Genomic DNA, 24789 nt, shown 5'->3' on the forward strand with positions numbered 1-24789 from the left:
AAGCTTCCCGTAGCCGCGTGCGCGCCTCACCGGCGGTTAAGCACACGTTCTTGACACACGTGCGGGATTAAGGCGAAGTAAGTTTATGCTGCCATTTGCCACTGAATTTCCGGTAAAGCAATCTAACAACAAAGCTGCGTTCGCTGCTGAGGTTTTTGCTTGGCTACGAGGAATGCGGCATAGTCAGATTTTAGCTGCATCTTCGGAACGGGAACTCGACGGGGAAAACGTATTTTTAACCGCTAAAGGCGGTGAAGAACTGCGGATGCGTGAGCTTCGGCGTGGTGACGACTGGGATGCGATTGGCTTTCGTCACGACATGCCTGATGAGCAAGGCAGAATTTGGCGCACTGAAGCCGTTTTGAAGCGAAGTCTAGAGCAGAGTGGGGATGATGTTGTTCGACTAAGAACGCAATGTCTTGCAGCGCGACCTGGCGCTGTCCTTCAGTCTCCTAAGAAGCCATATCTTATCAAGGGCCTGCTGAAGGGCTCGTGGGGCGGAATCGATGGGCAGATTGAGGTCTGCGATGAACCCCTTTGGCTTGAAGATAGTGCAGAAGATCTAGACCTCGCTGAGGCAATAATTTCTGGTACTGGTAGCCAATGGCTACCTATCGTGTACATCTCTGCGATCGGTTTTGAAGAATGGCGTTTATCTGAAAACGAAATAGAAAAACTCGCCTACGATCTTGGTGGGGTAGCGCATGTCGTAGTGGAGCCGAGTCGAACTTTCTCGTTTAAATTACGAGATGTGAGCGACGGAAAAAATATCTATGGGGCGCGATAGGGATAGCACTCCCGCAGCATGGCTTTATTCGTCGGTTTTTTACCGACCGTTACTTTGAGGGTGCAGATAACTTTTTCGAGTTGGTACGAAGCGCCGCAACCGATCTTAGGGCGCACATGCCTTCAAGTGGTTGGGACTGGACTGACTTTCAAGAACATGCTCTTAAAGCTCAGCGAGCTACACTTCGGGACTCTTTATCACAAGTTGATGCAGAGGAGTTATTTGAGGGATTTTCAAAGCAATTGGAGGACCTTCAAGACGAAAATCGTCGGCTTAAAGAAGAAATAAATAGACAAGCTACTGTCGCGATCACCATCACTCAGCCTGATATATCAAATGTGGGTTTCCTTGGAAGTGTGGCAAAAGAGATCTATCCCGGAGAGATTATAGATCGCGTGAGGCTTGCTGTTTATACAGCTATATTTGCAGCAGAAACAAGCGGTGTAGATGAACGTTCCTTGGCAATTTGGGAGGAAATCGTTCAACACACCCCACGGTCCCCTGCTTTAGACGAGCTGCTTTCCGACTTATCTCGCGCTACGAAGGATCCGAAACGGGTAGCAAACGAGGTGACAAGTTTGCTTGAGAGGCACGGGTACAGGGCTAAATCTGACAATAAGCACGTCAGGCTTGAGCCTCAGAACGGCTACGTCGGCTTGAAAAGTCTGACTGTTTCAAAGACACCGAGCGATAGTCGCGGTTTAAAAAACCTTTGTAAGCAAATCGAACGGACTCTGGGTATCAGTAAGTTACCCGCCGACTAGGGGTAGGAACAGCGCAACGCTGTCCCTACCATGATCATCAAACGTCCAGATTGGCCACGCTCAGCGCGTTCTCCTGAATGAACTCGCGTCGTGGCTCCACGACATCCCCCATCAGCCGCGTGAAGATCTCGTCGGCGACGTCCGCCTGGTCGATCGCGACCTTCAGCATCGAGCGGTTGTTGGGGTCGAGGGTGGTTTCCCAGAGCTGCTCGGCGTTCATTTCGCCGAGGCCCTTGTAGCGCTGGATCGCGAGGCCCTTGCGACCCGCGGCGAGGATCGCTTCGAGCAGCTGTGATGGGCGGGCGACGAGGGTTTCGCCCTTGCCGATCACCAGCGTCTCGTCGGCGTCGTTGTCCTCGATCGCGCCGTCGAGCGTCGTGTCGGGGCTGGGCTCCTCGGCGCGTTCGGCGGCCTTCAGCGACACGAGCTTGCGCGCGTGGTCGTAGAGGTCGGCGTGTTCGGCGGCGAGGGTGTGGAGCTTGCGCGCCTCGGCGGAGGCTACGAAGGCGGCCTCGACGATGTGATGATCGGTCACGCCGCGCCAGAAGCGCTGGAAGTGGAAGCCGCCCTCCGGCGTCATCTGCGCCGTCCAGCGCGCCTCGGGATCGCCCTGGTCGAGGCGGCGGGTGACTTGCTGGAGCCGCTGCGCGCGCTCGTCGGCCGATACCTGCGGATCGAGCGCGCCGCCCAGCGCCAGCGTTTCGATGATAACGGGATCGTAGCGGCGCGGCACGTAGCGCATCAGCGTGCGCATGCGGCGGGCGTGCTCGACGAGGTTGAAGAGCGGCTGCCCGGTGCCGACGCCGTCGAGCGTGGTGCCGGCGGTGCCGTTGCGCACCAGGTAATTATCGAGCGCGGCCTCGTCCTTGAGGTATTCCACCGCCTTGCCGCGCGTCGCCTTATAGAGCGGCGGCTGCGCGATATAGAGGTGCCCGGCGGTGATGAGGTCGGGCATCTGACGATAGAAGAAGGTGAGCAGCAGCGTACGGATGTGCGCGCCGTCGACGTCCGCGTCCGTCATGATGACGATCTTGTGATAGCGCAGCTTGTCGAGGTTGAACTCGTCGCGGCCGATGCCGGTGCCCATCGCCTGGATCAGCGAGATGATCTCCTTTGACGAGAGCATGCGATCGGTGCGCGCGCGCTCGACGTTCAGGATCTTGCCGCGGATCGGCAGGATCGCCTGATATTCGCTGTTGCGGCCCGACTTGGCCGAGCCGCCCGCGGAATCGCCCTCCACGATGAACAGCTCGGACTTGGCCGGGTCCTTTTCGCGGCAATCGTGCAGCTTGCCCGGCAGGCCGCCGATCGAGCCCATCACCGTCTTGCGGCTGGCATCGCGCGCCTTGCGCGCGGCTTCGCGCGCGGCGGCGGCGTCGATCACCTTCTGGATGATCTGACGCGCGTTCTGCGGATGCTCCTCCAGCCAGTCGGCCATCTTGTCGGCGAGCAGGCTTTCGAGCGGCTGGCGGACCTCGGAGCTGACCAGCTTGTCCTTGGTCTGCGAGGAGAATTTGGGGTCGGGCAGCTTGACCGAGACGATCGCGGTGAGGCCCTCGCGCATGTCGTCGCCGGTGAGGCTGACCTTCTCCTTCTTCAGCATCCCCGACTTGTCGGCATAGGCATTGAGCGTACGCGTCAGCGCCGAGCGGAAGGCAGCGAGGTGGGTGCCGCCGTCACGCTGCGGGATGTTGTTGGTGAAGCACAGGACGTTTTCGTAGTAGGAGTCATTCCACTGGAGGGCGACGTCGATGCCGATGTCGTCACGCTGGCCGCTGATCGCGATCGGCTCCGGGAACAGCGCGGCCTTGTTGCGATCGAGCCACTTCACGAATGCGGCGATGCCGCCCTCGTAATAGAGCTCGACGGTCTTGGGCTCCTCGTGCCGCGCGTCGGTGAGGAACAGGCGGACGCCCGAATTGAGGAAGGCGAGCTCGCGGTAGCGGTGTTCGAGCTTGTCGAAATCGAACTCGGTGATCTTGAAGGTGGCGGGCGAGGGGAGGAAGGTGACGCGCGTCCCCTTCTTGCCCTCCGCCGGGCCGACGACCTTCAACGGGGCGACCGCATCGCCGAATGCGAAGCGCATGTAATGCTCTTCGCCGTCGCGCCAGATGGTGAGATCGAGGAATTCGGACAGCGCGTTGACGACCGAGACGCCGACGCCGTGGAGGCCGCCCGACACCTTGTAGGCATTGTCGTTCGAGGTGTTTTCGAACTTACCGCCGGCGTGAAGCTGGGTCATGATGACCTCGGCCGCCGACACGCCCTCTTCCGGGTGGATGCCGGTGGGGATGCCGCGGCCGTTGTCGGTGACACTGACCGAGCCGTCCGAGTTCAGCGTGATGTCGATCCGGTCGCAATGGCCGGCCAGCGCCTCGTCGATCGCATTGTCGCTGACCTCGAACACCATGTGGTGGAGGCCCGAGCCGTCGTCGGTGTCGCCGATGTACATGCCCGGCCGCTTGCGCACCGCGTCCAGGCCCTTCAGCACCTTGATCGAGGAGGCGCCGTAGTCGTTCGAATTCTGCTGTTCTGCCATGCCGAGTATATAGGCACCGACGCGGTGTAACGAAAGCGAAATGGCATGCGCGCTCAGGCCGGGTGGGCGTGCGCCTGCACAAGCGGGAGGGGGCGTTCGCGCAGGCTGAGGAACAGGATCGCGGCGAGGGCGAGCGCGATCGCCGCCATGCCGAGCGCGGCGCTGTAGCTGCCCGTGCTGTCATGCAGGCGACCAAAGGCGGTGATGCCGGTCGCGGTGCCGAACAGGCCGATCATGACGAGCAGGCCGTATAGCTCGCCAAAGGCGCGCAGGCCGAACAGGCGGGTGGCGAGATAGGGCAGCAGATCATGCTCCGCGCCGTTCATGAGGCCCGCAAGAAAGACCAAGGCCAGCATCAGCGGCAGGCCGGGCGCGGGGAGTTGCAGCCCGACAAAGGCGAGGGCCGACAAAGCGGCAAAGGCGGCGGCGGTCGCCTGTGGCCGGAAGCGATCGACCAGCGCGCCCATGACGAGGCGCCCCACCACCTGGCTGGCGGCAAAGGACGTGACGAGCAGCGCGGCCGCGGCGGGCGTGAACCCGCGATCGGTGCCGAGCGGGACAAGCGAGGTGACGAGCCCGACGCTGGCGATGTTGATGAGCGCAGCGGTGGCGCCGAGCCGCCAATAGCGGCTGTCGCGGCGCGTTTCCGCCCCCGTCATGCCCTCTACCGGCACGGCGGCGGCGGCATCGTCGGGGTCGGGCCGGGTCGGGGCGGTGCGCTCGCGCCGCAGGAGAAAGAGGATCGCGGGGAGCGCCAGCGCGACCACCATGGCGCCCAGCGCAACGAAGCCCACGCGCCAGCCATAATCCGCGATGATCACGCCCAGCACGGGGGCGAGCGCCAGCGAGGTAATCGAGATGCCGGAGGTGGCGACGCCGAGCGCGATGCCGCGGCGCGCCTCGAACCGCTGCGCGATCAGCTTGCCGTACACGATCGCGCTGGTGCCCGGCACGGTGAGCGCCAAGCCGAAGATCAGCGTCTGATATTGCCACAAGGGGCCGCTGAGCGAGGCCATGCCGGCGTACACGAGCCCGAGCAGCAGCATGGCGAGAATGATGATCGCCTTCACCCCAACACGGTCGGCCAGCCGGCCAAAGAACGGCACGGTCAGCCCGCCAAGCAGGCCGAGCCCGGCGGCGGTGGCGATGTCGCCGCGGCTCCAGCCGAACTCCTCGACCGGGCCGGCGATGAACAGGCTCGACAGGTTCTGGAACAGGCCGGGGCCGGTGCCGATGCCGATCATCGCGGCGGCGACCACAGGCCAGCCAAGCCGCCACTCGCCGGCCTGGGCCGGTCGCGGTGGGGTTCTCTCCATGCCGCGATGGTAGCGTTGGCAGCGGGGCCGTCCAGCCCCATGCGGCGAGCCGTGGCGGGCGACGTCAGCCGAGCGCGATGCGGGTCGCGGCGTCGTCGATCGCGGCGAAAAGGGCGGGCTCGGTGCCGGTCATCCACACCTGGGGATGGTGGGCGAGGCGGGCGAACAATGCGGCGCGGCGGTCGGGATCGAGATGCGCGGCAACCTCGTCGAGCAGCAGGATCGGCGGTTGCCCACGGCGTTCGCCGACGAGATCGGCGTGGGCAAGGACGATGGCGAGCAGCAGCGCCTTCTGCTCGCCGGTAGAGGCCTGAGCGGCCGGGATGTCCTTGTCGACGTGGCGCACCATGAGGTCGGCGCGGTGCGGGCCCACCAGCGTGCGCCCGGCGGCGGCATCACGCGCGCGCCCGCTGCGCAAGGCGTGAAGCAGCGCGTCGGCATCGTCGTGCCAGCCGTCGAGCGACAAGAAGGCGCGCGGGAAATCGCCGCTCACTGTCTGGTCGAGCCGTGCGGTAAGCGCGGCGACGGTATCGGCGCGCGCGGCGGCGAGCGCGGCGCCATGCTGTGCCATCTGGCCCTCGAGCGCGGTGAGCCACTCGGGATCGGGATAGGGCTCTGCCAGCAGCTTGTTGCGCGCGCGCATCGCGGCGTCGTAGCGACTGGCCTCGGTGGCGTGCGCCGGGGCGAGTGCGAGCGTCAGGCGATCGAGGAAGCGCCGCCGCTCGCTCGCCGGCTCCACGAACAGGCGGTCCATCGCCGGGGTGAGCCACAGCACGGACAGCCACTCGGCCAGCGTATTGGCGGCGGCGCCCGCGCCGTTGATCCGCACCACGCGCCGCTCGGGCGAGGTGGCCAGCGTGCCGGTGGCGATTTCGGTCATATCGTCCAGCGTGGCGGCAATGCCGAACCCGCCCGGACCGTCGCGCCGGGCAACCTCGCCCAGTGTGGCGCGCCGCAGGCCCCGGCCGGGCGCGAGCAGCGACACTGCCTCCAGCACATTGGTCTTGCCTGCACCGTTCGGGCCGGTGAGCAGGACGAAGCCGGGATCCGGGGCAAGCGTCAGCGCCGCATGGTTGCGGACATGGGTCAGCACGAGCCGGCGGATCATCACGCGCGGCTCTACTGTGGGTTCACCCTGGGCGAAAGTGGCTGGTTTCCGGCCGTGCGCGGCCGCGTCAGGCGAGCAGCGCTGGAAGCGGGGAAGACGTGGCGTGATTCAGCCGACGCTTCATCTCGGCACCCGATGCGAAAGCGCCGGATCATTTGCCCTTGGGTAGCGGTTAGGCACCTCATGATGCCAAGGTTATTGCATTCGGCTGGATCGGCGACGCCTGCCCGACCGGCCGCACCCATAGGTGCGAGCGCGGCGGGGAACGAGGCCGTCCGCCATTCTTGTGACATTCAGCTAGAGCCCGCTAAGCGCGCGGCGATGCATGATGTGGGTGAGACGATGACGATGCGCGCGACCGTCGGCTGGGGCCTGTTGGGCGGATTGGCGCTGGCCGTATCCGGCTGCGCCACGGCGCCTGCCCCGGTGAAGCCGCCGCCGGTGGTGGCGACGCTGCCGCCGCCACCGACGATGCCGGCCGGTGGCTATATCGGCATGAAGAGCGCGCCCAAGCGTGCCGACGGCCGGTATATCACGCCCAATCTCGACAATACCGATCAGGCCGCGGTCTGGCATTTGCGCAACGCGCTGAACGTCGCCGCGCTCGGCTGCGACCAGGCCGGTGGCGGGGTGATCGAGCCCTATAATGCGTGGATCAACACGCGCGCCGCAGTGATCGATCGTTACTACCAAGCCTATATCAAGGAATGGCAGACGACCGGTTGGGGCGATTGGCAGCGCGTTTATGACGACAACCAGACGCGCATCTACAATTTCTACGCACAGCCCGCGATGCGGAAAGCCTTTTGCGCGATAGCCCGCGAGGAGGTGGCGCAGGTCGGGCAGGTTGCGGATGCCGATCTGCCCGCCTTTGCCCGCGCGTCGCTGCTGCGGCTGGATCGGCCGTTTACCGAATTCTATGCCGCCTATGACGCTTGGCGCGACTATTATCAGCCGGTGGTGAAGGCACCGCCGGCAGCGCAAACCACCGCCATTCCGGTCGTGGTGCCCCCGCCGGCCGCAGTCGCATCGCCGGGCGGCGCCGGTGTTGCGCCCACCGGTGTTGCGCCGGCTGCTGCGCCCGCCGACGTCGCGGTTGGCGCGCCCGCCGCGGCGGCGCCGATATCCGACGAAGAGGTAATCGTCGCACCCGCTGCACCGGCGGCCATGCCGAGCGAGGACATGGTCGTCGCACCCGCTCTGTCCGCCCCCGCGGCAAGCGAGGATATGGTCGTGGCGCCTGTTCTGTCGGCTCCTGCGGCAGGAAATGCACCGACCACTGCGACCACGCCGCCACAAGGTTAGCGCGTGGAACAACGCCGTGAGCGGCGTCGAGAGACGATCCGCAGCGATTGCCGGGACAAGGAGCACGCGGGAGGAAGGGCTGACCTCCCTCCCGGCGCAGGATCAGGCGGCGAGGCGTTCCGGCTCGGCGACGGCTTCTTCGCGGCGCTGGCTGAGATACGAGGCCATTTCGTCGCCGAGTTCTGCCTGCGCGCGCTTGTAGAGCACCGGCTCGGTCAGGCCGAGGCGCTTGCGGGCGGCGCCGAGCGGCTCGTGCATGAGCTTCAGATAATCCTCGCCGGCGAGCCACTTGGCCGCCTTGCCGCGCTGATAGCCCTCCATCACGGCGCGGGCGAAGAGCGTGCTGCCGGTGATCCGCAGGCTCTTGAGCGCGGCGGCCGAGCCGATGAAGGCCCAGCCGGCCCCGCCGACCTGCGCATAGCTGAATGCGACGAGCGCGGCTTCGCCGAGGCTTTCGTCGGCCTTGTAGCCGGTCATCACGTGCCAGATGTCGTGGATGTCGCGCGTGCGGCGGCCGAACCACGCATAGGGATGATCAACCTCGACGTTATCGTTGCCTTCGCGGCTGACCGCGACGAGGCCGTCGGCCGAATAGCCGGTGCTGTCGAGAAAATCGCGATAGGCGGCGCCGACGGTGCCGGGCGCGAAGCTGTCAACCCAGGCGCGATCGGAGAAGCGCTCCGACAATTCGGCCTGTTCGCGCGCGATCCGGCCGCCTTCTTCGGTGCCAAGCAGCTTGGCATAGCCCCATTCGGTGCTGCCGACATTCAGCGCGCGCATGATGCGGAAGACCTGAACCGTATCATCGCCGTTGTTCAGCAGCTTCTTGATCGCGTCGAACGCGGTGTTCCAGTCGCGCCGGCCGGTGCTGCCGGGGAATGGGGGAAGCTTAGCGGCCATGTTCATCGACTCCTACTGACACGGCTGTAAATAAAGCCGGTGTCGGTGGTCGTCAATGGGGCCGTGAGGTTCGGGCGAGATTTTGCGCTCGGCGCGGGGGATGCCGATGCTAGGCGGCGGCAGGCTGCGGCGTGGCGGCGGTGGCCATGTAGCGGGCTAGGTGATCGTCGCTGGTGCCCATCAGGCCTTCGATTACCGTGGCGCGCTTGAAATAGTGGCCGACGGCGAGCTCCTCGGTCATGCCCATGCCGCCGTGGAGCTGCACGCCATTCTGCCCGACGAAGCGGCAGGCCTCGCCGACGAGCACCTTGGCGCCCGAGATGGCGAGCGTTCGCTCGCGCGGCGGCGCGCCTAGCTTCATGGTGGCAAGATAGGTGGCGGAGGTGGCGGCCTCGATCTTCATGAACATGTCGACCATGCGGTGTTGCAACGCCTGGAAGCCGGCGATCGACTGGCCGAACTGACGGCGGTCGCGCGTGTAGGCGATGGTATCGTCGAGGATGCGGCGGGTGACGCCGAGCGCCTCGGCAGCGAGGGCGGCGATTGCGGCGTCGGTGGCGTGCTCGATGGCGGTGGCGGCGATGTCAGGCGCGGCGACCAACTGCGCTTCGGTGAGGGCGACCGCGTCGAAGCGAAGGTCGGCGGCGCGGCGGCCGTCGATCGTACGGTAGGGGAACATTGTGACGCCGTCGCTGTGTGGATCGACGGCGAAGACGGCGGTGCCGTCGGCCGTCTGGGCCGTGACGAGCAGGGTCGTCGCCCAAGGGGCGGCCATGATCGTCGATTTGGCGCCACCGAGCAGCCAGCCGTCGCCGCTACGGTCCGCGCGGGTGTGGTGCGGTGGGGCGCCGAGGCGGGCGCCGCGTTCGGTGTCGGCGAGGACCACCACCGCCGCGCCGGACGCGATGCGCGGCAACAGCGCGGCGGCGGCCTGCGTGCCGCTGTGGCGCAGCAGCGTGGCGCTGGTGATGGCGGATTCCAGATACGGCTCGGTCACCAGCGCGACGCCGAGTTCCTGCATGACGACGAGCAGGTCGAACGGATCAGGCGCGTCGGGACCACCCAGCGCGAGGAGGCCGAGCTGGTCGGCAAGACCGTGCCACAGCGCGGTGTTGCGGCCGCTTTCGGATGCGACCGCCGCCTGCCGCGCCGCAAAATCGTGATGATCGCGCAGATAGGCGGCGAGCGATGCGCGTAGCTGTTCCTGTTCGGGTGTGAAGCTGAAATCCATGCCGCCTCTCCTTGGGGCTGTGCTGGCCGTTGCCGGTCAATCAGACGATGTGATGTTCGCGCACCCAGAACAGGGGCGATTGCGCCAGGTCGATGAAATTGCGTTCGTCCTCCAGCAGGCGGCGACCGGCGTCGCGCGCATCCTTGCTGTCGTTCACCGCCACCAGATCATCGATGCTGTCCCAGAACAGCTCGGCGACGCCATCATAGGGCGGGACGGTGGCGCCGCGCGCGTCGGCGGTGCCGGCGAGCCGGTGATCGGCGAAGCTGTGGCTTTGCACATAGCGGCGGATGCGCAGCAGCGGCGCGACCTCCGCCACCAGCGGGGCGTGGTGATCGCGCCAATAGGCCTGGAACTGCTCAAGCGAGAGATCCGCGTGGCGGCGGAGCCAGAAGGTGAGCTTGATCATGACCGGGCGATCCCCGCGTTCGCGCGATCGAGTGCGCGCCACACGATCGTCTTCTGGATCTCGGTGGCGCCGCCGTAGATCGTCTGGGCGCGCTCGAAAAGGTAGGAGGCGGTGCGCGGCACGGCAAAGGGCGCGGCCTCGGGCGCCGCGTCGCGCCAATCGGCGCGGGTGCGATCGGCCACGATCGCGCGATCCCGCCCGGCGAGCTCGACCCACAATTCAGTGATCTCCTGTGCCAGCTCGGTGCAGGCGATCTTGAGCGCGGAAACGGCGGCGGGGGCGGCATCGCCGCACAGGACGCGCAGCACCGACATCTCGACGGCGTTCAGCCGGATCTCGGCGAGCGCGACGCGGCGGGCGAACAGCGGCTCGTCCGCCATGGTTGCCGCAACGCTGCCCGGCATGGTGGCGGCGACGCGGCGGAGCTCGGCCAAGTCGGCGCGCTTGCGGCCGATATGCGCATAGGAGACGCGCTCGGCGGCGAGCAGGACGTTGGCATAGTGCCAGCCCTTGCCCGGTTCGCCGATCATGTTGGCGGCGGGCACGCGCACATTGTCGAACTCGACGCGGTTGAGTTCGTGCGCGCCGTCGATCGAGATGATCGGATGGACGGTAATGCCCGGCGTGCGCATGTCGGCACAGATCATCGAAATGCCGTCCTGCTTGCGTTCGCACTTTTCGGTGCGGACGAGGCAGAAGATCCAGTCGGCCCAATGCGCGCCCGAGGTCCAGATTTTGGTGCCGTTCAGCACGTAATCGTCGCCGTCGCGCACCGCGCTCATGCGCAGCGAGGCCAGGTCGGAGCCCGACTCCGGCTCGGAATAGCCCTGCGCCCACATCGCGCGCGATTCGAGAATGTCGGGCAGCCAGCGGCCCTGCTGCTCGGGCGTGCCGAACGCGCAGATGATCGGGCCGATATAGATGACCGCCATCGGGATGATCGACGGCGCGCCGGCGAGCTCCAGCTCCTGTTCGAAGAGATAGCGCTCGACCGGCGTCCAGCCGGGACCGCCGTGCTCGGCCGGCCAGCCGACGCCAAGCCATCCCTTGGCGTTCAGCGCCTGCTGCGAGCGAACGTGATCGTCGCGTGTCAGCTTTCGTCCGTCGCGCACGAGCGCGAGCACGTCTTGCGGATATTCCTGGCTGAAGAAGCGGCGAATGTCCGCGGCGAAGGCCTGTTCGGCCGGGGAAAGCGCGAGATCCATGCCGTAGCGTCACCCACGATGTCGGGAGCGTCAACAGCAACATCGCGCCGCCTTCACGCGTTGGATGGGCAAGTCGCCTGCACATCGCGGGCAATTGCGGGAAAGGATGTGCGATGAACAGGAAAGTCACCGCCGTTGCGGCGATCGGTATTCCGGCGCTGATCGTCGGCGGGCTGGCCGTTGCCAGAGCGCGGCAGCGCGGCAATGCTGCGGTGCCCGAGCCGGCCAAGCCGGTCGAGTTGCAGCGGTATCTCGGCCGCTGGTACGAACAGTTCCGCTACGAGGCGCCGTTCGAAAAGGGGATGGAGGCTGTGACGGCGGATTACTTCCGCAACAGCGACGGATCGATCCGTGTGGTCAATCGTGGCCGCAAGGGCGGGCTCGGCGGGCAGGAAAAATCATCAACCGGCAAAGCAAAGGTGGTCGATCAGGCCACCAACGCAAAGCTGAAGGTGACGTTCTTCGGGCTGATCAGCGGCGATTACTGGGTGCTCGATCATGACGACGATTATGCCTGGTCGATCGTCGGCGAACCGTCCGGCCGCTATCTTTGGGCGCTGACACGCGAGAAGAAGCCGGGCGAGGCGACGGTCGACATGCTGCGCGAGCGCGCGCGGACGCTCGGTTATGACGTGTCGAAGATCCGGCGGACGCAGCAGCCGTAGCAGGGCGGGGCAGGGTTTGCGCGGCTGGCGCCCAAACCCCGCCTTGCCGTTCAATCAATCGGCGAGATCGGCCGTTTCGGCAGGTGCCGCGCGTCCGCTCTTCGCAGAAGCGGCCTTGTTGCCCGATTTGGTGATCTTCGTGCCGGGCTTGCGGCCCAAGCCCAGTTTCTTGGCGACTTCGCGACGAGCGGCCGAATAACCGGGCGCAACCATCGGGTAATCGGACTTGAGTCCGTAACGCTGGCGATATTCGTCGGGAGAGAGGCCGTTCGCATTCAGGTGACGCTTGAGGCTGCGATACTTCTTGCCGTCGATCATCGAGATGATGAATTCGGGGTCGGCGAGCGACTTGCGGGCGCTGACCGCCGGCTTGTGCTCGGGCGCGTCGACCGGCTCAGCGTCGTCGGACTCCGGTGCTTTTCCGAGGTTGCGGACCGCATCGTAGAGCGAGGCAAGGACCGCCGGCACATCGTTTACATCGACGCGCGTGTTCGGATTGGCGAGCCACGCGATGGTCAGTTCAGTTGCAAGAAGGGTGCTGTCGTCATCAGGCTTGTCAGTCATAGCTCTTTCTATCGGAAGGTAAGCAGGGGGAGTAGTAGGGACTTACACGATGCTGACGTTCACCAACGGTTAGAATCCGAACACTTTGTCCTGATTACTGCTCAGGAGGAGGTTCGTTTTCCTTGGTTAACCGTCATCTGGCAAGAACCTAATTATTCAACTGCGTTACGAAAATTCCCAAAGTGGAAACAAGGGCAGAAGCACTTGCCAAATCCGCTCTGCTGATAACGGCAAGTTGATCCGGCTGAGAGAGGATTGGGGTAAGAAGAAGCGAGCTGGTACGAAAGTTCCTCTGCCAGACACAATTACGGGTTTATTTTCGGACATAATGTCCGATAAAGAGTACTCAAAACCAGTTGGTTGCGCGGTCGTAGCATGACGGACCCATTTTCTGTGTCGGTCCACAGCGCGCGATCGTCGCGCCGAGCGGCTCGAAAAGCGCGCGTGCGATGAACGCCGCTCCTTTCGCGGTGGATGGAGCGGACGCCCTTTCTCCTGCGATCCCAGATCCCTAGCAGGTGGGCAAAGGGAGGCTCATGTCCGTTAAGTTCCTTAATGCGCTCGGTGCGGTTATCGCAACGAGCATTCTTGCCGCTTGCGTGCCCGCCGCGCCGCCGGTCGCCGCGCCTGCGCCGCCGCCAGTGGTACGACGTCCGCCGCCGCCGCGCCCGGCGCCCCGGCCGGCCCCCGAGCGGCCCCAGGCGCCGGCGGCGTTGCTGAATGCGGTACAGGCGCTGGGGCAAAGCTTCGATGGGGATGTCGGCATTTCCGTGCGTGACGTGGATGACGGCTGGGTGGTCGCGTGGGCCGGTGACAAGCCGCGGCCGCAGCAGAGCGTCAGCAAATTGTGGGTCGGCATCACGGTGATGGACGCGGTGGAGAAAGGGCGGCTGACGCTGGACGATCCCGTCACGGTTCGCCGATCAGACCTGACCGTCTTTCACCAGCCGATCCGCCCGCTGGTAAAGGGCGATGGCTATCGCACCACGGTGGGCGCGCTGCTGAGCGGCGCCATGACCCGCAGCGACAATACCGCGAACGACGTGCTGCTGTGGCGTGTCGGTGGCCCCGAGGCCGTGCGCCGGATGCTGGCCGATAAGGGCGTCAGGGGCGTCACCTTCGGTCCCGGTGAGCGGTTGCTCCAGGCGCGCACGGCGGGGCTGACGTGGCGGCCAGAATGGGCGGGCGGCTGGGGTTTCCTGCAGGCGCGTGCGGCCATGAGCTATGCTGCGCGCAAGAAGGCGCTGGACCGCTATCTCGCCGATCCGATCGATGGCGCCTCCGCCAATGGCGTGACGCTGGGTATCGCGCTGCTGGCGCAGGGCAAGTTGCTGAAGCCGGCGTCGACCGACAAGCTGCTATCACTGATGCGGGCGAGCAAGACGGGGCCGCTGCGGCTGAAATCCGGGCTTCGGCCCGGCTGGTCGCTGGCGCACAAGACGGGCACGGGGCAGGACCTGAACAGCCTGTCGACTGGCTATAACGACGTCGGTCTGCTCGTGGCGCCGGATGGCCACCGCTATGCCGTGGCAGTGATGATCGCCAGCACGCGGCAGCCAATCCCTGCCCGCATGCGGCTGATGGGCAATGTGTCGCGGGCGATCGTAGCGGCGCACAACGACGATTGAGCCAGTCGCCCGATCGGCGGCTGCTGCGGTCAGAAGCGGTTCGGTGGCGCGGGGCGGGGCGGCTCCGGGGGGGATGCCATCGAGGGTGCTGCTGGACGGGTGAGCCATTTGAGTCCGCCCGCCGCTGCCATCAGCGTGATGCCGAGCGCCGCCTTGTCCCGCTTGCCCAGCAGGGTGAGGCCAAGCGTGGCGAACACGGAGGGGATCAGGCCGACCTTGCCGATCGTGCCGAAGCGAACGGCGCGATCGAGATTGCGGCCGAGCGTCAGCTCGGTGCGCGCCGCCCCGGTGGTGGGTTGGCGCGAATGCGGCTGCGCCGAGCGGCCCGTGGGGTCTGTCGCCGGATCGGCATCGGTGCCGCCTGCCACCGTATCGGCGGCAAAGGCACCGCGCGTACCCATCGGGAGCGGCGCGCCGGTGGTGGTGTCGCGTGCGGTCTGGCGCTCGAGCTCGCAGTTGAACTCGGCACCGAGCAACAGAACATAGGCAGACAGGTAGAGCCAGGTGAGCAGCACAACGGCGGCACCGAGCGACCCATAGGTGGCATCATAGCTGCCGAAATTGGCGACGTAGATGCCGAAGCCGAGCGTCATGAGCAGCCAGGACAAGGCGGCAAGCACGGAGCCGGGGGTGAGCCAGACCCAGCGCGCGCCCTCCCGATTGGGGGCGAAGCGGTACAAGGTTGCCGCCACGCCGGCGCCGACGGCGGCCACCGCCAGGTACGATACGATCTTGCTGACGACCAGCAGCGGACCGGGCAAGGCGGGGAAAAGGTGCTCCAGCGCGCCCATCATCGTGATCGCGATCACCGCAACGACCGCACTGACGACCGCGCTCGCGGTGATGGCGAGCGCCAGCAGGTTGAGCTTCACGAAGCCGCGCGTCTCCTCCTCGTCATACGCAATGTTGAGTGCGGTGATGACTGCCGTCGCACCCTTCATCGCGCCGTACAGGGCGATGGCGAGCGCGATGAGCAGGCCGAAGCCTTTCTTGCCGTCCGAGGTGGATACGACATTCGCCAGTTGCTCACCGATCAGCCGCGCGGCATCGGCCGGCATCAGTTGGGTGAGCGCACGCACATTATCGATCACCGTTTCGGGCGTGGCGATGAGGCCGTAGCTGAGCACGATCGCGCCGAGCAGCGGCACCATAGCGAGGATACCGCAAAAGGCGACGCCCGAGGCGACGAGGCTGATATTATCCTGCCCCGCTTCCTTCCAGGCGCGCACGGCGACTTCCTTCCACCCGCCAGGCGGGATCGCCCATGGCTGCGCGGCGTCGCGCCCTTCATGTCGGTTAGCTATTGCTTGGCTGGTGACGGCCATTCGTCCTCCGGATCATCACCGTAACGAACCGGCCGGCGGCGATGACGTTCCCACGCGTTTGTGCTGAACGCGGTGCAAAGTGCCCGTAGAGGCAGCAGCAACCGGCCCGGAGAACCGCGCGTTTCCATCTCGCATCCGGCTAATCAGGGTCGGGCGCGGAAGGCCGGCCTGAAAACCGGCGCGGAGATCAAGCGATGACCAAGACGCTGAAGGCCGGCGATCACGTGAAATGGAATACGCCGCAGGGTGAGACGAAAGGCGAGGTGGTGCGCAAGGTGACGAGCACCACGAAGGTCGGCGGCCACGAAGTGAAAGCCACCAAGGACGAGCCGCAATATCGCGTCAAGAGCGACAAGACAGGCAAGGAAGCGGTCCACAAGCCGGACGCGCTGAAGAAGGCATAAGCAGATGATAAGCGGGGAGGCGGCCGCCGGGCTGTCGCCACGAGACCGGCGCCTCTCTGCATCTTAGGTGGGTGCCGGTACGACGACACCCCATTCGCGGCTAGCCGGACGTAGCGCTGCCTCAGGCGAGTAACGCGGTCAGTCGCTCCAACCGATCCGACGAACTGTCCAATGCCTCCTTCAGCAGCAGGCGACCGTCCTTTTCCATCAAGCCGGGGATCTGTGCAGCCTGCTTGCTCTTTGCGCGCGGGGTGAGCGCGATCGCAGCGGGGCCGGCATCGATGCGGGCGATCTCCAGTCCGCGCGCCCGCTCGCGCACCCGCGCGACCGCCATCAGCAGCGCGGCGTCTTCCGGCAGGTCGCCGAAGCGATCCTCCAGCTCGGCCTCAAACGCGTCGAGGTCGGCATCGCTGCGCAGCCGGCCGAGGCGGGCGTAGAGGGTAATGCGCAGATCCTCTTCGGGGATCCAGTCTTCGGGAAGGCGCCCTTCGAGGCCGAGGTGCAGTTCGGGCGTCCAGCGCTCCACCGTTTCGCCACGCTCGGTGCGCAGCGCGTCTTCGAGCAGTTGCTGATACAATTCGACGCCGATCAGCCGCATGTGGCCGGCCTGGGTATCGCCCAGCAGGTCGCCGGCGCCGCGCATGTCGAGATCGCGTGCGCTGATCGCAAAGCCGGCGCCGAGCCGGTCGAACGCCTCAAGCGTGCGCAGTCGCTTCAGCGTGCGCGGCGAGATGGCGTCATCGGCGTCGGTGAACAGAAGGACCTGGCCACGGCGATGCCCGCGCCCGACGCGGCCGCGCAGCTGGTGCAGCTGCGAGAGGCCGAAACGATCGGCGTGGATGATCGCCATCGTGTTGGCGCGCGGTACGTCGAGCCCCGCCTCGATGATGTTGGTGGCGAGCAGCACGTCGCCGTCGCCGCGGCCGAAACGCACCATCGTCTCGTCTATTTCAGCGGCGGGCATCTTGCCGTGCGCCTGAAGCAGCTCGAGCTCGGGCACCAGCTTGGCGATCTGTTCGGCGAGCGGCGCCATGTCGGCAATGCGCGGCACGACGACGAAGCTCTGCCCGCCCCGCGCCCGCTCGCGCAGCAGGGCGCTGCGCAGCGTGGCGGGCGCAAAGGCGGATACGGCAGTGCGAATCGGCTGGCGGCGCGCGGGCGGGGTCGCGATCACCGACAATTGCCGCAGACCAACGAGGGCGGTCTGCAACGTGCGCGGGATCGGCGTGGCCGACAGCGTGAGGATGTGGCCGGCGGAGAGATCCTGCAGCTTTTTCTTGTCCGCCGCACCGAAGCGCTGCTCCTCGTCGATGATGACGAGCGCAAGATCGGGATAGGTGACGCCCTTGCCCGCGACGGCGCCGGTGCCGATGACGATCTGGATCGAGCCGTCGGCCAGCCCGGCCTTGACCCGGCGCTTTTCCGCCGCGCTGGACAGGCGCGACAGGCCGGCGACCGCGATCTTTGTACCCTCGAACCGGGCGGTGAAGGTTTCGAGGTGCTGACGCGCGAGCACGGTGGTGGGCGCGGCGAGCGCGACCTGCTTGCCGGCGAGCGCAGCGATTGCGGCGGCGCGCAGCGCCACCTCGGTTTTGCCGAAGCCAACGTCGCCGATGACCAGCCGGTCCATCGGCCGCCCGGAGGCAAGATCGCTGCGCACCGCCTCGATCGCGGTGAGCTGGTCGGCGGTCTCGGAAAAGGGGAAGCCGGCGGCGAACCGTTCATAGGCGGCGGGTGAGGGATCGAGCACGGGGGCGGTGTGGTCCTCGCGCTCGGCGGCGAGCTGCGTCAACTGCCGCGCGGTATCGGCGATCGCCACCGCGATCTCGCCGCGTCGATCCTGCCAGGTGCGGCCGTCGAGCGTGTCGAGTGTGACGGCATCGTCCTCCGCGCCATAGCGCCACAGGCGATCCGTCTCGGCGACGGGCACCAGGCGCACGGCGTCCTTGGCATAGGTGAGCTTGATGGTGTCGCCGCCGGAGCCGTCTGCGCCGGGCAGCGGCTCGATGCCGGCGACGACGCCGATGCCGTGATCCTCATGGATGACGGTGTCACCGACGCGGATCTCCGACAGCTGAACAAAGGAGAGATCGACGCGGTTTGCGGCGCCATCCTGTCGATCGGCGCGGCTGCCGAGCAGATCGGCCGCGGCGACGGCGAGCACGCCCTTGCGCCGGAAGCCACGATCAGCGGGCGCGGCGAGCGTGAGGAACGTGCCGGCGGGTGCTTTGGCGATCGCCGGCCAGTCGCGGGCAAGCTCCGCCGCCGATTCGACGCGTTTTTCGACCCGCCGCGTGAGGAAGCGCAGGTCGCGCTCGCTGCCGAGCAGCACCAGCCGGTCGCCATCCGCCTGCGCCTGCCTGGCGACCTTGGCAAAGGCGGCGAGCGGGGAGCGTTGTTCGACAAAACGGGCTGGCGATTCACCCTCAGGCTCGAGCGGCGCGGTGCTGCGGCCATCCAGCGCCTTGGCCCAGCTTGCCTCATCGACGATGTCGCGCGCAGCGCGTCGGCTGCCACGCCTGGCCGCGTCGCTGCTCAGCGCCAGCAGCCGTCGCCGGCGCTCGTCGGCGCGATCGGTGATGGCGATGACCGCGTCTGGCAGGTGATCGAGCAAGGTGACGCGCGTGTCGCCCAGCGGTGGCTCGGCCACGCGGCCAAGCTCATGCCGGACCACATCGTCGATGCTGCGCTGGTCGAAGGGATCGTAGAAGCGCAGGCCAGTGACGACGCCATCGGCAGCCTCGATCCGCAACGGCGATTCCACGTCGGCGGGGAATATGTCTAACACCTGGCCGCGCAATGCGACCTCGCCCGGCTCGTCCACGCGTTCGTCGACGAAGTAGCCGAGCGCGATCAGCTCCTCATGCAAGGCAGCAAGATCGCAAGGCTCGCCCACCGCAACCGACGGCGGGCTGACGTCAAAAGAATCGGGAGCGGGATAGGCGCGCGCCAGCGCCTCGCCCGATGTCACCAGCGCGACATGCGGGCGCTTCTTCGCCGCCAGCGTTTGGCGCAGCGCGCGGAGCGCCGAGACGCGCTGGCCGACATTGGCGGGGGAGGGCGGGGCCTCGTCGCCCGGCAGCGCATCGGTGCCCGGGCAGAACAGAACGGTCGCGTCCGGCATCATGGCCGCCAGCATGCGGGTGAGCGCAATGGCGCGCGTCTCGTCCGCCACCGCGACGATCACGTCCTTCGATGCGAGAAGCGGGGCGATCGCCGCGGCGGTTTCCGCTATGCTCATCGGCGATGGCGGCAGATCGCCGAACGGCGGCAGGGTGGAAGCGTTCGCATGGGGCGTTTGGGACATTCCAGGGGCAGCATCCACGATGGCAAGTCCGCTCGAACGGGCGGCGGGCCGCGGCGTTCCCGCATCATTGCGGAATGGGCAGACCATGAGTGATTGGGCGGGTGCCGGCGGTCGCGCGCAACAGATAAGAGTCAGGGCGGCGGAACTTCGCCTAGCCATGTGGCTTAAACAGGCTGATAGTGGCGGAAGCGAGGAGAGCGTGATGGCCCGAACAGCAGAAAAGCGTGGCAAGGACGAAACCAAGGCTGCGGAAAAGAAGGTGAAAGCCACGGGCAAGCCCGCCGGCGGTGCACGCGGCGGCATCACCGCGCCGGTGACACCATCGCCCGAGCTTGCCGAAATCGTCGGCAAGGACGACCTGCCGCGCAGCGAAGTCGTCAGCAAGGTGTGGGACTACATCAAGAAGAACGATCTTCAGGATGCGAAGGATCGTCGCCAGATCAATGCCGATGACAAGCTGGAGAAGATCTTCGGCAAGAAATCGGTCAGCATGTTCGAGATGAACAAGCATCTGAGCAAGCATCTGTCCGCCAAGAAGGACTGAGCTTTGCGCAATAGGGCGTGTCATCCGCTGGTGGCACGCCGTTGCGAGCTCGTCCGTTGGACTGCGCGGCGTAACAGTTAGCCGTGCGGTAACGCCGTCACCACGGGCTCGAGACGCACCGGAAAGTTCACCGAGCGCGCGATGAAGCGCAAGGCGTGCGCCTGATCGTGCAAGGCGAACGCGGCCTGGATATCCGATGCGGCCGATACCAGAACATGCGGGCGCAGCGTGACGCTGTCGAACCGGCCGCCGCCGTCCGCTTCCTCGACCATGACGCCGGTCGGCTGGTCGCCGTAACGCTCGACAACCACGCCGGCACCCGCGCATAGCCCCAAATACCAGAGCTTGTGACAAGCCGCCAGGGAGGCGACGAGCAGTTCCTCGGGGTTCCAGCGCGCCGGATCGCCGCGGAAGCTGGGATCGGACGAGCCATGGATCGGCGGCTTGCCCGGCGCAGAAATGCGGTGGTCACGCGCATAGCCGGCAATGCTGCGCGTGCCCTCACCGGTGTTGCCGGTCCATGCCAGATCGAGGCTGTACTGGTGAAATTTCATTCCGGCGCTCCGCTGCGGTGGCAGAAGCGCGTGTTTATCGCGGCGTCGTGGCCGACGCGAGCGGCGGCGCGTTGCAGGAACACGCCGCCGCTCGCTGTTAATGCCGTCAGTTCGGCGTTTCGCCGGTTGCGGTGCCCGGCTGGCTCGATGGCGGCACGGGCGGGGTGGATGAGCGGGCATCGCTCACCGCCTCGTCATACCAGCCGGCGAGATCCTGCTTCATCTGACGCAGCGCATCGGGGTTCAGATAGGTCATGTGGCCGGCGGGATAATAAGCGTAGCGCAGGTTCGGCTGGAGCGTCGGATCCAGCATCATGTGACCGAGATCGTTCTCCGTGCCGAAGAACGGCGTCGCCATGTCGTAATAGCCGTTGAGCGACAGCACCTTGAGGTACGGATTGGTGCGCATCGCGGCGGCGAGATCGACCGCGGTGTTGGGATTGTTCTGGCTGCCGTAGCCGCCGCCTGGCGCCTTGTGCGCCCAGTTCCACTTGAACCCCGCGCCGTCGCGGGCCGACAGGCGATACGGCAGGTCGGTCTGATAGCCGAGCTTCGAGTGCAGATAATCCTGGAACGAGGCGATGTACGCGCCCGAGATGGCGTCGGACGATGCATCGGTTTCGGGGCTGTCGCCCGCCGCATCGGTGTCGATGCCGAGGTAGCGTGAGTCGAAGCGCCCAACGGTGCGGTTTGAGCCGCGCAGCAGCTCCTTGCGGAATCGCGACAGATCGATGCGTAGGTTGTTCTGCTTGATGAATTCCGGGCTGATGCCGATCAGCTGGCTCATCTGCTCCGCGACCTGGTCGCGCTCCTGCGGCGAGATCAGCTGTCCCTTGGCGAGCGCGCTCATATACGGGCCGGTGGCGAAGGCGCGCGCCTGCGCGACGACCGTGGTGACATCGGCCGGGCGGTTCTGCAGGCGATTATGGTACCAGGCGGTCGCGGCGTAGCTCGGCAGATAGTTCAGATAGACCTGATCTAGCCCCGGCTGACGATAGCCGTAGTTCATGATCGAGCTGAGCAGCATCACGCCGTTCAGCGCCATGCCGCGATCCTGCAGCTGATAGGCGAGCGCGCCCGCGCGCAGCGTCCCGTAGCTTTCGCCCAGAATGAACTTCGGGCTCATCCAGCGGCCGTATTTCGTCACATAGCGCATGATCGCGCGGGCGAAGACGTCGACATCCTCGTCGACGCCGTAGAAATCGCCGGGCTTCGCATCGCCGAGCGGACGCGAATAGCCCGAGCCGATTGCGTCGAGGAAGACGAGATCGGTCTTGTCGAGCAGCGAATAGGGGTTGGCGTCAACATCATAGGGCGCCGGACGAACGAATTCGGGATTGGTTGTGCGGATGCGGATCGGGGCGAAGGAGCCCATACGCAGCCAGAAGGAGGGCGAGCCGGGGCCGCCGTTGAACAGGAAGGTGATCGGCCGCTTCGTGCCCGGCTTCGTTCCGTCGAGCGTGTAGGCGGTGTAGAACATCGAGGCGGTCGGTTTCCCCTCGTTGTCGCGGGTCGTCAGCGTACCAGCGGAGGCGACGTAATTGTAGCGCTTGCCGTTGATGGTGACGCTGTCGCGGGTGCGCGTCTCGGTTTCCTCGACCGGCGCCTTGGCCCATGCCTCTTCTGCCTCGGCCTTCATCACCTCCGCGTGGCTACGGGCGGGCGGCTGCTTGGCGTCGGGCTTGTCCTGGGCGGCGAGAGGGGCGGAAAGGGTGGTGGTGGCGATCAGCGCGAGGAGGAAGTGCTTGGTCACAAACAACTCTTTTTGCGGAAAATTAGGCCATCATGATTGACCTGTTTTCCGTGAGGCGCAACCGTTCAGCCGCCCGAGCAGCAATCGTTATGTGATTATCGCCCAGAACCGCCGGCAATGCCGGCGTCGAACAGCCGCGCGATTTCGCCCGAGGACAGACCGAGCGTGTCGGCGAGCACCTGCTCGCTATGCTGGCCGTTGCGCGGCGCGGGGGCAGGCGGGCGGCGCTCCTCCGCGGGCATGGTGGCGAAGGCGCCGGCGGCGGGGTAGCGGGTGCCGCTAGGGTCCGCCGCAGTGCCGAAGATGGGGTTTTCGCCGACCAGCCGGGGATCGCGCACGGCATCGGCCATGGTGCCGTAGGCGGAGTGCACGATGCCGCCCCCGTCGAACGCGGCGGCGAGGTCGGCATGGTCGCGCGCCGATATGGCCGCCTCGAACAGTGGGAACAGCGCGTCGCGGTGCGTGAAGCGCAGGCCATCGTCCTTGGCGAAGCTGACGCCGCGCTCCGCTTCGATGCGGGCGATGGCGTCGCCGAGGTTCAGCGCGGCGACGAGGTTCGCCCATTGGCGATGCGTGACGACGACGATCATCGTGCGCTTGCCGTCGCGCGTGGTGAAGTCGCGCCCGAACAGGCCGAAGACGGTGTTGCCGAGGCGCGGGCGATCGGTGCCGGTGTTCATTACCTCCGCGATGCCACCGAGATTGGCGACGGTGCCGATTGCGACGTCGGACAGCGGGATCCGGATCTCGCCACCCTCGCCAGTCGCGTCGCGTCGGCGCAGCGCGGCCATCAGCGCAAAGGCAGCATAGGCGCCGGTGAGCAGATCCCATGCGGGGAGAACGTGGTTGACCGGCTCCGGCCCGGCGCCGGTCAGCAACGGATAGCCGACGGCGTTGTTGACGGTATAGTCGAGCGCGGGGCTGCCGTCCGCCCAGCCCATCACGCGTACGGTGATGAGGTCCGGGCGACCCTCAGCCAGCGTGTCGTGTGCGAGGAAGCCCTTCACCGGAAAGTTGGTGACGAACTGCCCGGTCGCCCGCACCAGCGCCTGAAGCAGTTCGCGTCCTTCCGGTCGGCCGAGATCGAGCGCGAGGCTTTTCTTCGCGCGGTTGAGGTTTTCCCAATAAAGCGAGTCGCCGCCTTGCGTGACCGGCCAGCGGCGGAAGTCTGGCCCGCCGCCGATCTGGTCCACGCGGATCACCTCCGCCCCCATCTGCGCGAGATAGAGCCCTGCGGTGGGCGAGGCGACGAACGACGACGCCTCGATCACGGTCAGGCCGGGGAGGAGGTTGTACATCTCAATTCACTCCGGCGGCGAACTCGCGCAGCATGTGCTTGGCGATCTGCAATTGCAGGATCTGCGTCGTGCCCTCGTAGATGCGGTAGATGCGCGCATCGCGGAAGAAACGCTCGGCATCATATTCGGCGAGATAGCCCGCGCCGCCATAGATCTGCACCACGCGATCGACGATGCGGCCGCAGGATTCGGACGCGAAGACCTTGGTCGCCGCTGCCTTGCGCAACACCGGCTCGCCCGCATCGACGCGGCGGGCGCAGTCGGCGAGCATGGTTTCGGAGGCGTAGATCTCGATGTCGCTTTCGGCGAGCATCTGCTGGATCAGCTGGAAATTGGCAATCGGCTCGCCGAACGCCTTGCGCTCGCTGGCGTAGCGCAGCGCCGAGTCCACCGCGCGGCGGGCATAGCCCATCGATGCCGCGGCAACCGAGAGGCGGCCGTTGTCGAGGCTCTTCATCGCAGTGACGAAGCCCTTGCCTTCCTCAAGCCCGAGCAACGCGTCGGCAGGGAGTTGCACGTCTTCCAGGATGATGTCGGCGATATGCGTGCCGGCCTGGCCCATCTTCTTGTCGGACTTGCCGACGGTGATGCCTGGCGTGTCCATCGGCACGATGAAGGCGGAAACGTGCGCGTTCTTGGGCAACGCCTCCTTCGAGGTGCGGGCCATGATGACGGCCATCTTCGCGTCAGGCGCATTGGTGATGTAGCGCTTCGTGCCATTCAGCACCCAGCCGTTGCCCGACTTCACCGCCATGGTCTGCATGCCGGCGGAGTCGCTGCCCGAGCCCGGCTCGGTCAGGCCGAAGGCGGTGACCATGCCCTCGGCCATCTGCGGCAGCCACTTGGCCTTCTGCTCCTCCGTGCCGCCATTTCGCAGCGCCGAATTGACCATGCCGACCGTGATCGAGATGATCGATCGGAAGCAGGGCATGGCATAGGCCAGCTCGCGGATCGTCTGGGTGTACTGATAGGTGTTCATCCCCGCGCCGCCATATTCCTCGGCGATGGTCAGCCCGAACAGCCCCATGTCGCGCATCTCGCCCAAGATGTCGGCAGGGATGCGATCGGTTTCGAGGATGTCCTTTTCGGCCGGGATCAGCCGATCGCGCACGTAGCGGCGCAGCTGGTCGATGAACTGGTCGAACGTTTCGGCATCCATGCCGGGATTGAGCGTGCTCATGCG

Annotated in this window: 21 protein-coding genes; 7 read left to right on the forward strand and 14 right to left on the reverse strand. The window is 66.0% G+C overall.

Annotated features, from left to right (window positions below; translation table 11 throughout):
* The first annotated feature begins 85 nt into the window (after window positions 1-85).
* Together SPDO_RS16580 and SPDO_RS16585 are read left to right on the forward strand one after the other, a co-directional pair.
* On the forward strand, window positions 86-787 hold the full coding sequence (locus SPDO_RS16580; protein ID WP_143559549.1) for a hypothetical protein: 702 nt from the start codon (window positions 86-88) through the stop codon (window positions 785-787).
* A 116-nt stretch (window positions 788-903) separates the two neighbouring features.
* Window positions 904-1551: a hypothetical protein gene (locus tag SPDO_RS16585; RefSeq protein WP_143559550.1), complete on the forward strand. Its 648-nt coding sequence runs from the start codon at window positions 904-906 to the stop codon at window positions 1549-1551.
* 37 nt (window positions 1552-1588) lie between these two features.
* Here SPDO_RS16585 and gyrB read toward each other — a convergent pair whose 3' ends face one another.
* The 3 genes from gyrB to recF form a co-directional block, all read right to left on the reverse strand.
* Entirely contained in the window at window positions 1589-4090 is a 2502-nt protein-coding gene (gyrB, locus tag SPDO_RS00240) for a DNA topoisomerase (ATP-hydrolyzing) subunit B (protein WP_088365478.1), read from the reverse strand.
* 53 nt (window positions 4091-4143) lie between these two features.
* Window positions 4144-5406 carry an MFS transporter gene (locus SPDO_RS00245; RefSeq protein ID WP_088365479.1) on the reverse strand — a complete coding sequence of 421 codons (1263 nt, stop codon included), beginning with the start codon at window positions 5404-5406 and terminating at the stop codon, window positions 4144-4146.
* A gap of 64 nt (window positions 5407-5470) precedes the next feature.
* Window positions 5471-6514, reverse strand: a complete 1044-nt coding sequence (recF, locus tag SPDO_RS00250; protein WP_088365480.1) for a DNA replication/repair protein RecF — start codon at window positions 6512-6514, stop codon at window positions 5471-5473.
* A 321-nt stretch (window positions 6515-6835) separates the two neighbouring features.
* Between recF and SPDO_RS00255 the strand changes: the two genes are divergently transcribed.
* Window positions 6836-7819, forward strand: a complete 984-nt coding sequence (locus SPDO_RS00255) for a hypothetical protein (protein WP_088365481.1) — start codon at window positions 6836-6838, stop codon at window positions 7817-7819.
* A gap of 102 nt (window positions 7820-7921) precedes the next feature.
* On the opposite strand, the gene SPDO_RS00260 is transcribed toward SPDO_RS00255, so the two are convergent.
* The 4 genes from SPDO_RS00260 to SPDO_RS00275 form a co-directional block, all read right to left on the reverse strand.
* Window positions 7922-8719, reverse strand: coding sequence for a Coq4 family protein (locus SPDO_RS00260; protein WP_245828931.1), 798 nt, complete (start codon window positions 8717-8719; stop codon window positions 7922-7924).
* A 109-nt stretch (window positions 8720-8828) separates the two neighbouring features.
* Entirely contained in the window at window positions 8829-9950 is a 1122-nt protein-coding gene (locus tag SPDO_RS00265) for an acyl-CoA dehydrogenase family protein (protein ID WP_088365483.1), read from the reverse strand.
* A 40-nt stretch (window positions 9951-9990) separates the two neighbouring features.
* The gene (locus tag SPDO_RS00270) at window positions 9991-10359 is read right to left on the reverse strand and encodes an EthD domain-containing protein (RefSeq protein ID WP_088365484.1); all 369 of its coding nucleotides are present in this window, start codon (window positions 10357-10359) and stop codon (window positions 9991-9993) included.
* Window positions 10356-11564 carry an acyl-CoA dehydrogenase family protein gene (locus SPDO_RS00275; protein WP_088365485.1) on the reverse strand — a complete coding sequence of 403 codons (1209 nt, stop codon included), beginning with the start codon at window positions 11562-11564 and terminating at the stop codon, window positions 10356-10358. Before SPDO_RS00275 ends, SPDO_RS00270 begins: the two co-directional genes overlap by 4 nt.
* Before the next feature lie 113 nt (window positions 11565-11677).
* Between SPDO_RS00275 and SPDO_RS00280 the strand changes: the two genes are divergently transcribed.
* Window positions 11678-12229: a lipocalin family protein gene (locus SPDO_RS00280; RefSeq protein WP_088365486.1), complete on the forward strand. Its 552-nt coding sequence runs from the start codon at window positions 11678-11680 to the stop codon at window positions 12227-12229.
* Between the two features lie 54 nt (window positions 12230-12283).
* Here SPDO_RS00280 and SPDO_RS00285 read toward each other — a convergent pair whose 3' ends face one another.
* Window positions 12284-12793: a Ros/MucR family transcriptional regulator gene (locus tag SPDO_RS00285; protein WP_088365487.1), complete on the reverse strand. Its 510-nt coding sequence runs from the start codon at window positions 12791-12793 to the stop codon at window positions 12284-12286.
* Window positions 12794-13329: 536 nt separating this feature from the next.
* On the opposite strand from SPDO_RS00285, the gene SPDO_RS00290 reads away from it, so the two are divergent.
* Window positions 13330-14421 carry a serine hydrolase gene (locus SPDO_RS00290; protein WP_088365488.1) on the forward strand — a complete coding sequence of 364 codons (1092 nt, stop codon included), beginning with the start codon at window positions 13330-13332 and terminating at the stop codon, window positions 14419-14421.
* 29 nt (window positions 14422-14450) lie between these two features.
* Here the strand turns inward: SPDO_RS00290 and SPDO_RS00295 are convergent, their stop codons facing one another.
* Window positions 14451-15746 carry a YihY/virulence factor BrkB family protein gene (locus SPDO_RS00295; RefSeq protein ID WP_088365489.1) on the reverse strand — a complete coding sequence of 432 codons (1296 nt, stop codon included), beginning with the start codon at window positions 15744-15746 and terminating at the stop codon, window positions 14451-14453.
* Window positions 15747-15940: 194 nt separating this feature from the next.
* Between SPDO_RS00295 and SPDO_RS00300 the strand changes: the two genes are divergently transcribed.
* Entirely contained in the window at window positions 15941-16150 is a 210-nt protein-coding gene (locus SPDO_RS00300; protein ID WP_088365490.1) for a hypervirulence associated TUDOR domain-containing protein, read from the forward strand.
* A 121-nt stretch (window positions 16151-16271) separates the two neighbouring features.
* Here the strand turns inward: SPDO_RS00300 and SPDO_RS00305 are convergent, their stop codons facing one another.
* A complete protein-coding gene (locus tag SPDO_RS00305) occupies window positions 16272-19391 on the reverse strand; it encodes a helicase-related protein (protein WP_088366262.1) in 3120 nt (1039 codons plus the stop codon).
* On the opposite strand from SPDO_RS00305, the gene SPDO_RS17335 reads away from it, so the two are divergent.
* Window positions 19384-20001 (forward strand): SWIB/MDM2 domain-containing protein, encoded by a 618-nt coding sequence (locus tag SPDO_RS17335; protein ID WP_425441893.1) that lies wholly within the window; start codon window positions 19384-19386, stop codon window positions 19999-20001. The two genes, SPDO_RS00305 and SPDO_RS17335, sit on opposite strands and share 8 nt — an antisense overlap.
* Window positions 20002-20078: 77 nt before the next feature.
* Here the strand turns inward: SPDO_RS17335 and SPDO_RS00315 are convergent, their stop codons facing one another.
* The 4 genes from SPDO_RS00315 to SPDO_RS00330 form a co-directional block, all read right to left on the reverse strand.
* A complete protein-coding gene (locus SPDO_RS00315; protein ID WP_088365491.1) occupies window positions 20079-20555 on the reverse strand; it encodes an OsmC family protein in 477 nt (158 codons plus the stop codon).
* 106 nt (window positions 20556-20661) lie between these two features.
* The gene (locus SPDO_RS00320) at window positions 20662-22308 is read right to left on the reverse strand and encodes a S10 family peptidase (protein ID WP_088366264.1); all 1647 of its coding nucleotides are present in this window, start codon (window positions 22306-22308) and stop codon (window positions 20662-20664) included.
* 95 nt (window positions 22309-22403) lie between these two features.
* A complete protein-coding gene (locus SPDO_RS00325; protein ID WP_088365492.1) occupies window positions 22404-23606 on the reverse strand; it encodes a CoA transferase in 1203 nt (400 codons plus the stop codon).
* 1 nt (window position 23607) lies between these two features.
* Window positions 23608-24786, reverse strand: coding sequence for an acyl-CoA dehydrogenase family protein (locus SPDO_RS00330; RefSeq protein ID WP_245828934.1), 1179 nt, complete (start codon window positions 24784-24786; stop codon window positions 23608-23610).
* Window positions 24787-24789: the final 3 nt, after the last annotated feature.

This window comes from Sphingomonas dokdonensis, from assembly GCF_002197685.1.
Classification (GTDB): Bacteria; Pseudomonadota; Alphaproteobacteria; order Sphingomonadales; family Sphingomonadaceae; genus Sphingomonas; species Sphingomonas dokdonensis.

Bases quoted from the DNA above. Each gene is read 5' to 3' on its own strand.
- SPDO_RS00245 (WP_088365479.1), bottom strand. From the start codon at position 5,406: ATGGAGAGAACCCCACCGCGACCGGCCCAGGCCGGCGAGTGGCGGCTT.
- SPDO_RS00295 (WP_088365489.1), bottom strand. From the start codon at position 15,746: ATGGCCGTCACCAGCCAAGCAATAGCTAACCGACATGAAGGGCGCGAC.
- SPDO_RS00325 (WP_088365492.1), bottom strand. From the start codon at position 23,606: ATGTACAACCTCCTCCCCGGCCTGACCGTGATCGAGGCGTCGTCGTTC.
- SPDO_RS00280 (WP_088365486.1), top strand. From the start codon at position 11,678: ATGAACAGGAAAGTCACCGCCGTTGCGGCGATCGGTATTCCGGCGCTG.
- SPDO_RS00315 (WP_088365491.1), bottom strand. From the start codon at position 20,555: ATGAAATTTCACCAGTACAGCCTCGATCTGGCATGGACCGGCAACACC.
- recF (WP_088365480.1), bottom strand. From the start codon at position 6,514: ATGATCCGCCGGCTCGTGCTGACCCATGTCCGCAACCATGCGGCGCTG.
- SPDO_RS00290 (WP_088365488.1), top strand. From the start codon at position 13,330: ATGTCCGTTAAGTTCCTTAATGCGCTCGGTGCGGTTATCGCAACGAGC.
- SPDO_RS00255 (WP_088365481.1), top strand. From the start codon at position 6,836: ATGCATGATGTGGGTGAGACGATGACGATGCGCGCGACCGTCGGCTGG.
- SPDO_RS00285 (WP_088365487.1), bottom strand. From the start codon at position 12,793: ATGACTGACAAGCCTGATGACGACAGCACCCTTCTTGCAACTGAACTG.
- SPDO_RS00265 (WP_088365483.1), bottom strand. From the start codon at position 9,950: ATGGATTTCAGCTTCACACCCGAACAGGAACAGCTACGCGCATCGCTC.
- SPDO_RS16585 (WP_143559550.1), top strand. From the start codon at position 904: ATGCCTTCAAGTGGTTGGGACTGGACTGACTTTCAAGAACATGCTCTT.
- SPDO_RS00270 (WP_088365484.1), bottom strand. From the start codon at position 10,359: ATGATCAAGCTCACCTTCTGGCTCCGCCGCCACGCGGATCTCTCGCTT.
- SPDO_RS17335 (WP_425441893.1), top strand. From the start codon at position 19,384: ATGCTCATCGGCGATGGCGGCAGATCGCCGAACGGCGGCAGGGTGGAA.
- SPDO_RS00330 (WP_245828934.1), bottom strand. From the start codon at position 24,786: ATGAGCACGCTCAATCCCGGCATGGATGCCGAAACGTTCGACCAGTTC.
- SPDO_RS16580 (WP_143559549.1), top strand. From the start codon at position 86: ATGCTGCCATTTGCCACTGAATTTCCGGTAAAGCAATCTAACAACAAA.
- gyrB (WP_088365478.1), bottom strand. From the start codon at position 4,090: ATGGCAGAACAGCAGAATTCGAACGACTACGGCGCCTCCTCGATCAAG.
- SPDO_RS00260 (WP_245828931.1), bottom strand. From the start codon at position 8,719: ATGGCCGCTAAGCTTCCCCCATTCCCCGGCAGCACCGGCCGGCGCGAC.
- SPDO_RS00305 (WP_088366262.1), bottom strand. From the start codon at position 19,391: ATGAGCATAGCGGAAACCGCCGCGGCGATCGCCCCGCTTCTCGCATCG.
- SPDO_RS00300 (WP_088365490.1), top strand. From the start codon at position 15,941: ATGACCAAGACGCTGAAGGCCGGCGATCACGTGAAATGGAATACGCCG.
- SPDO_RS00275 (WP_088365485.1), bottom strand. From the start codon at position 11,564: ATGGATCTCGCGCTTTCCCCGGCCGAACAGGCCTTCGCCGCGGACATT.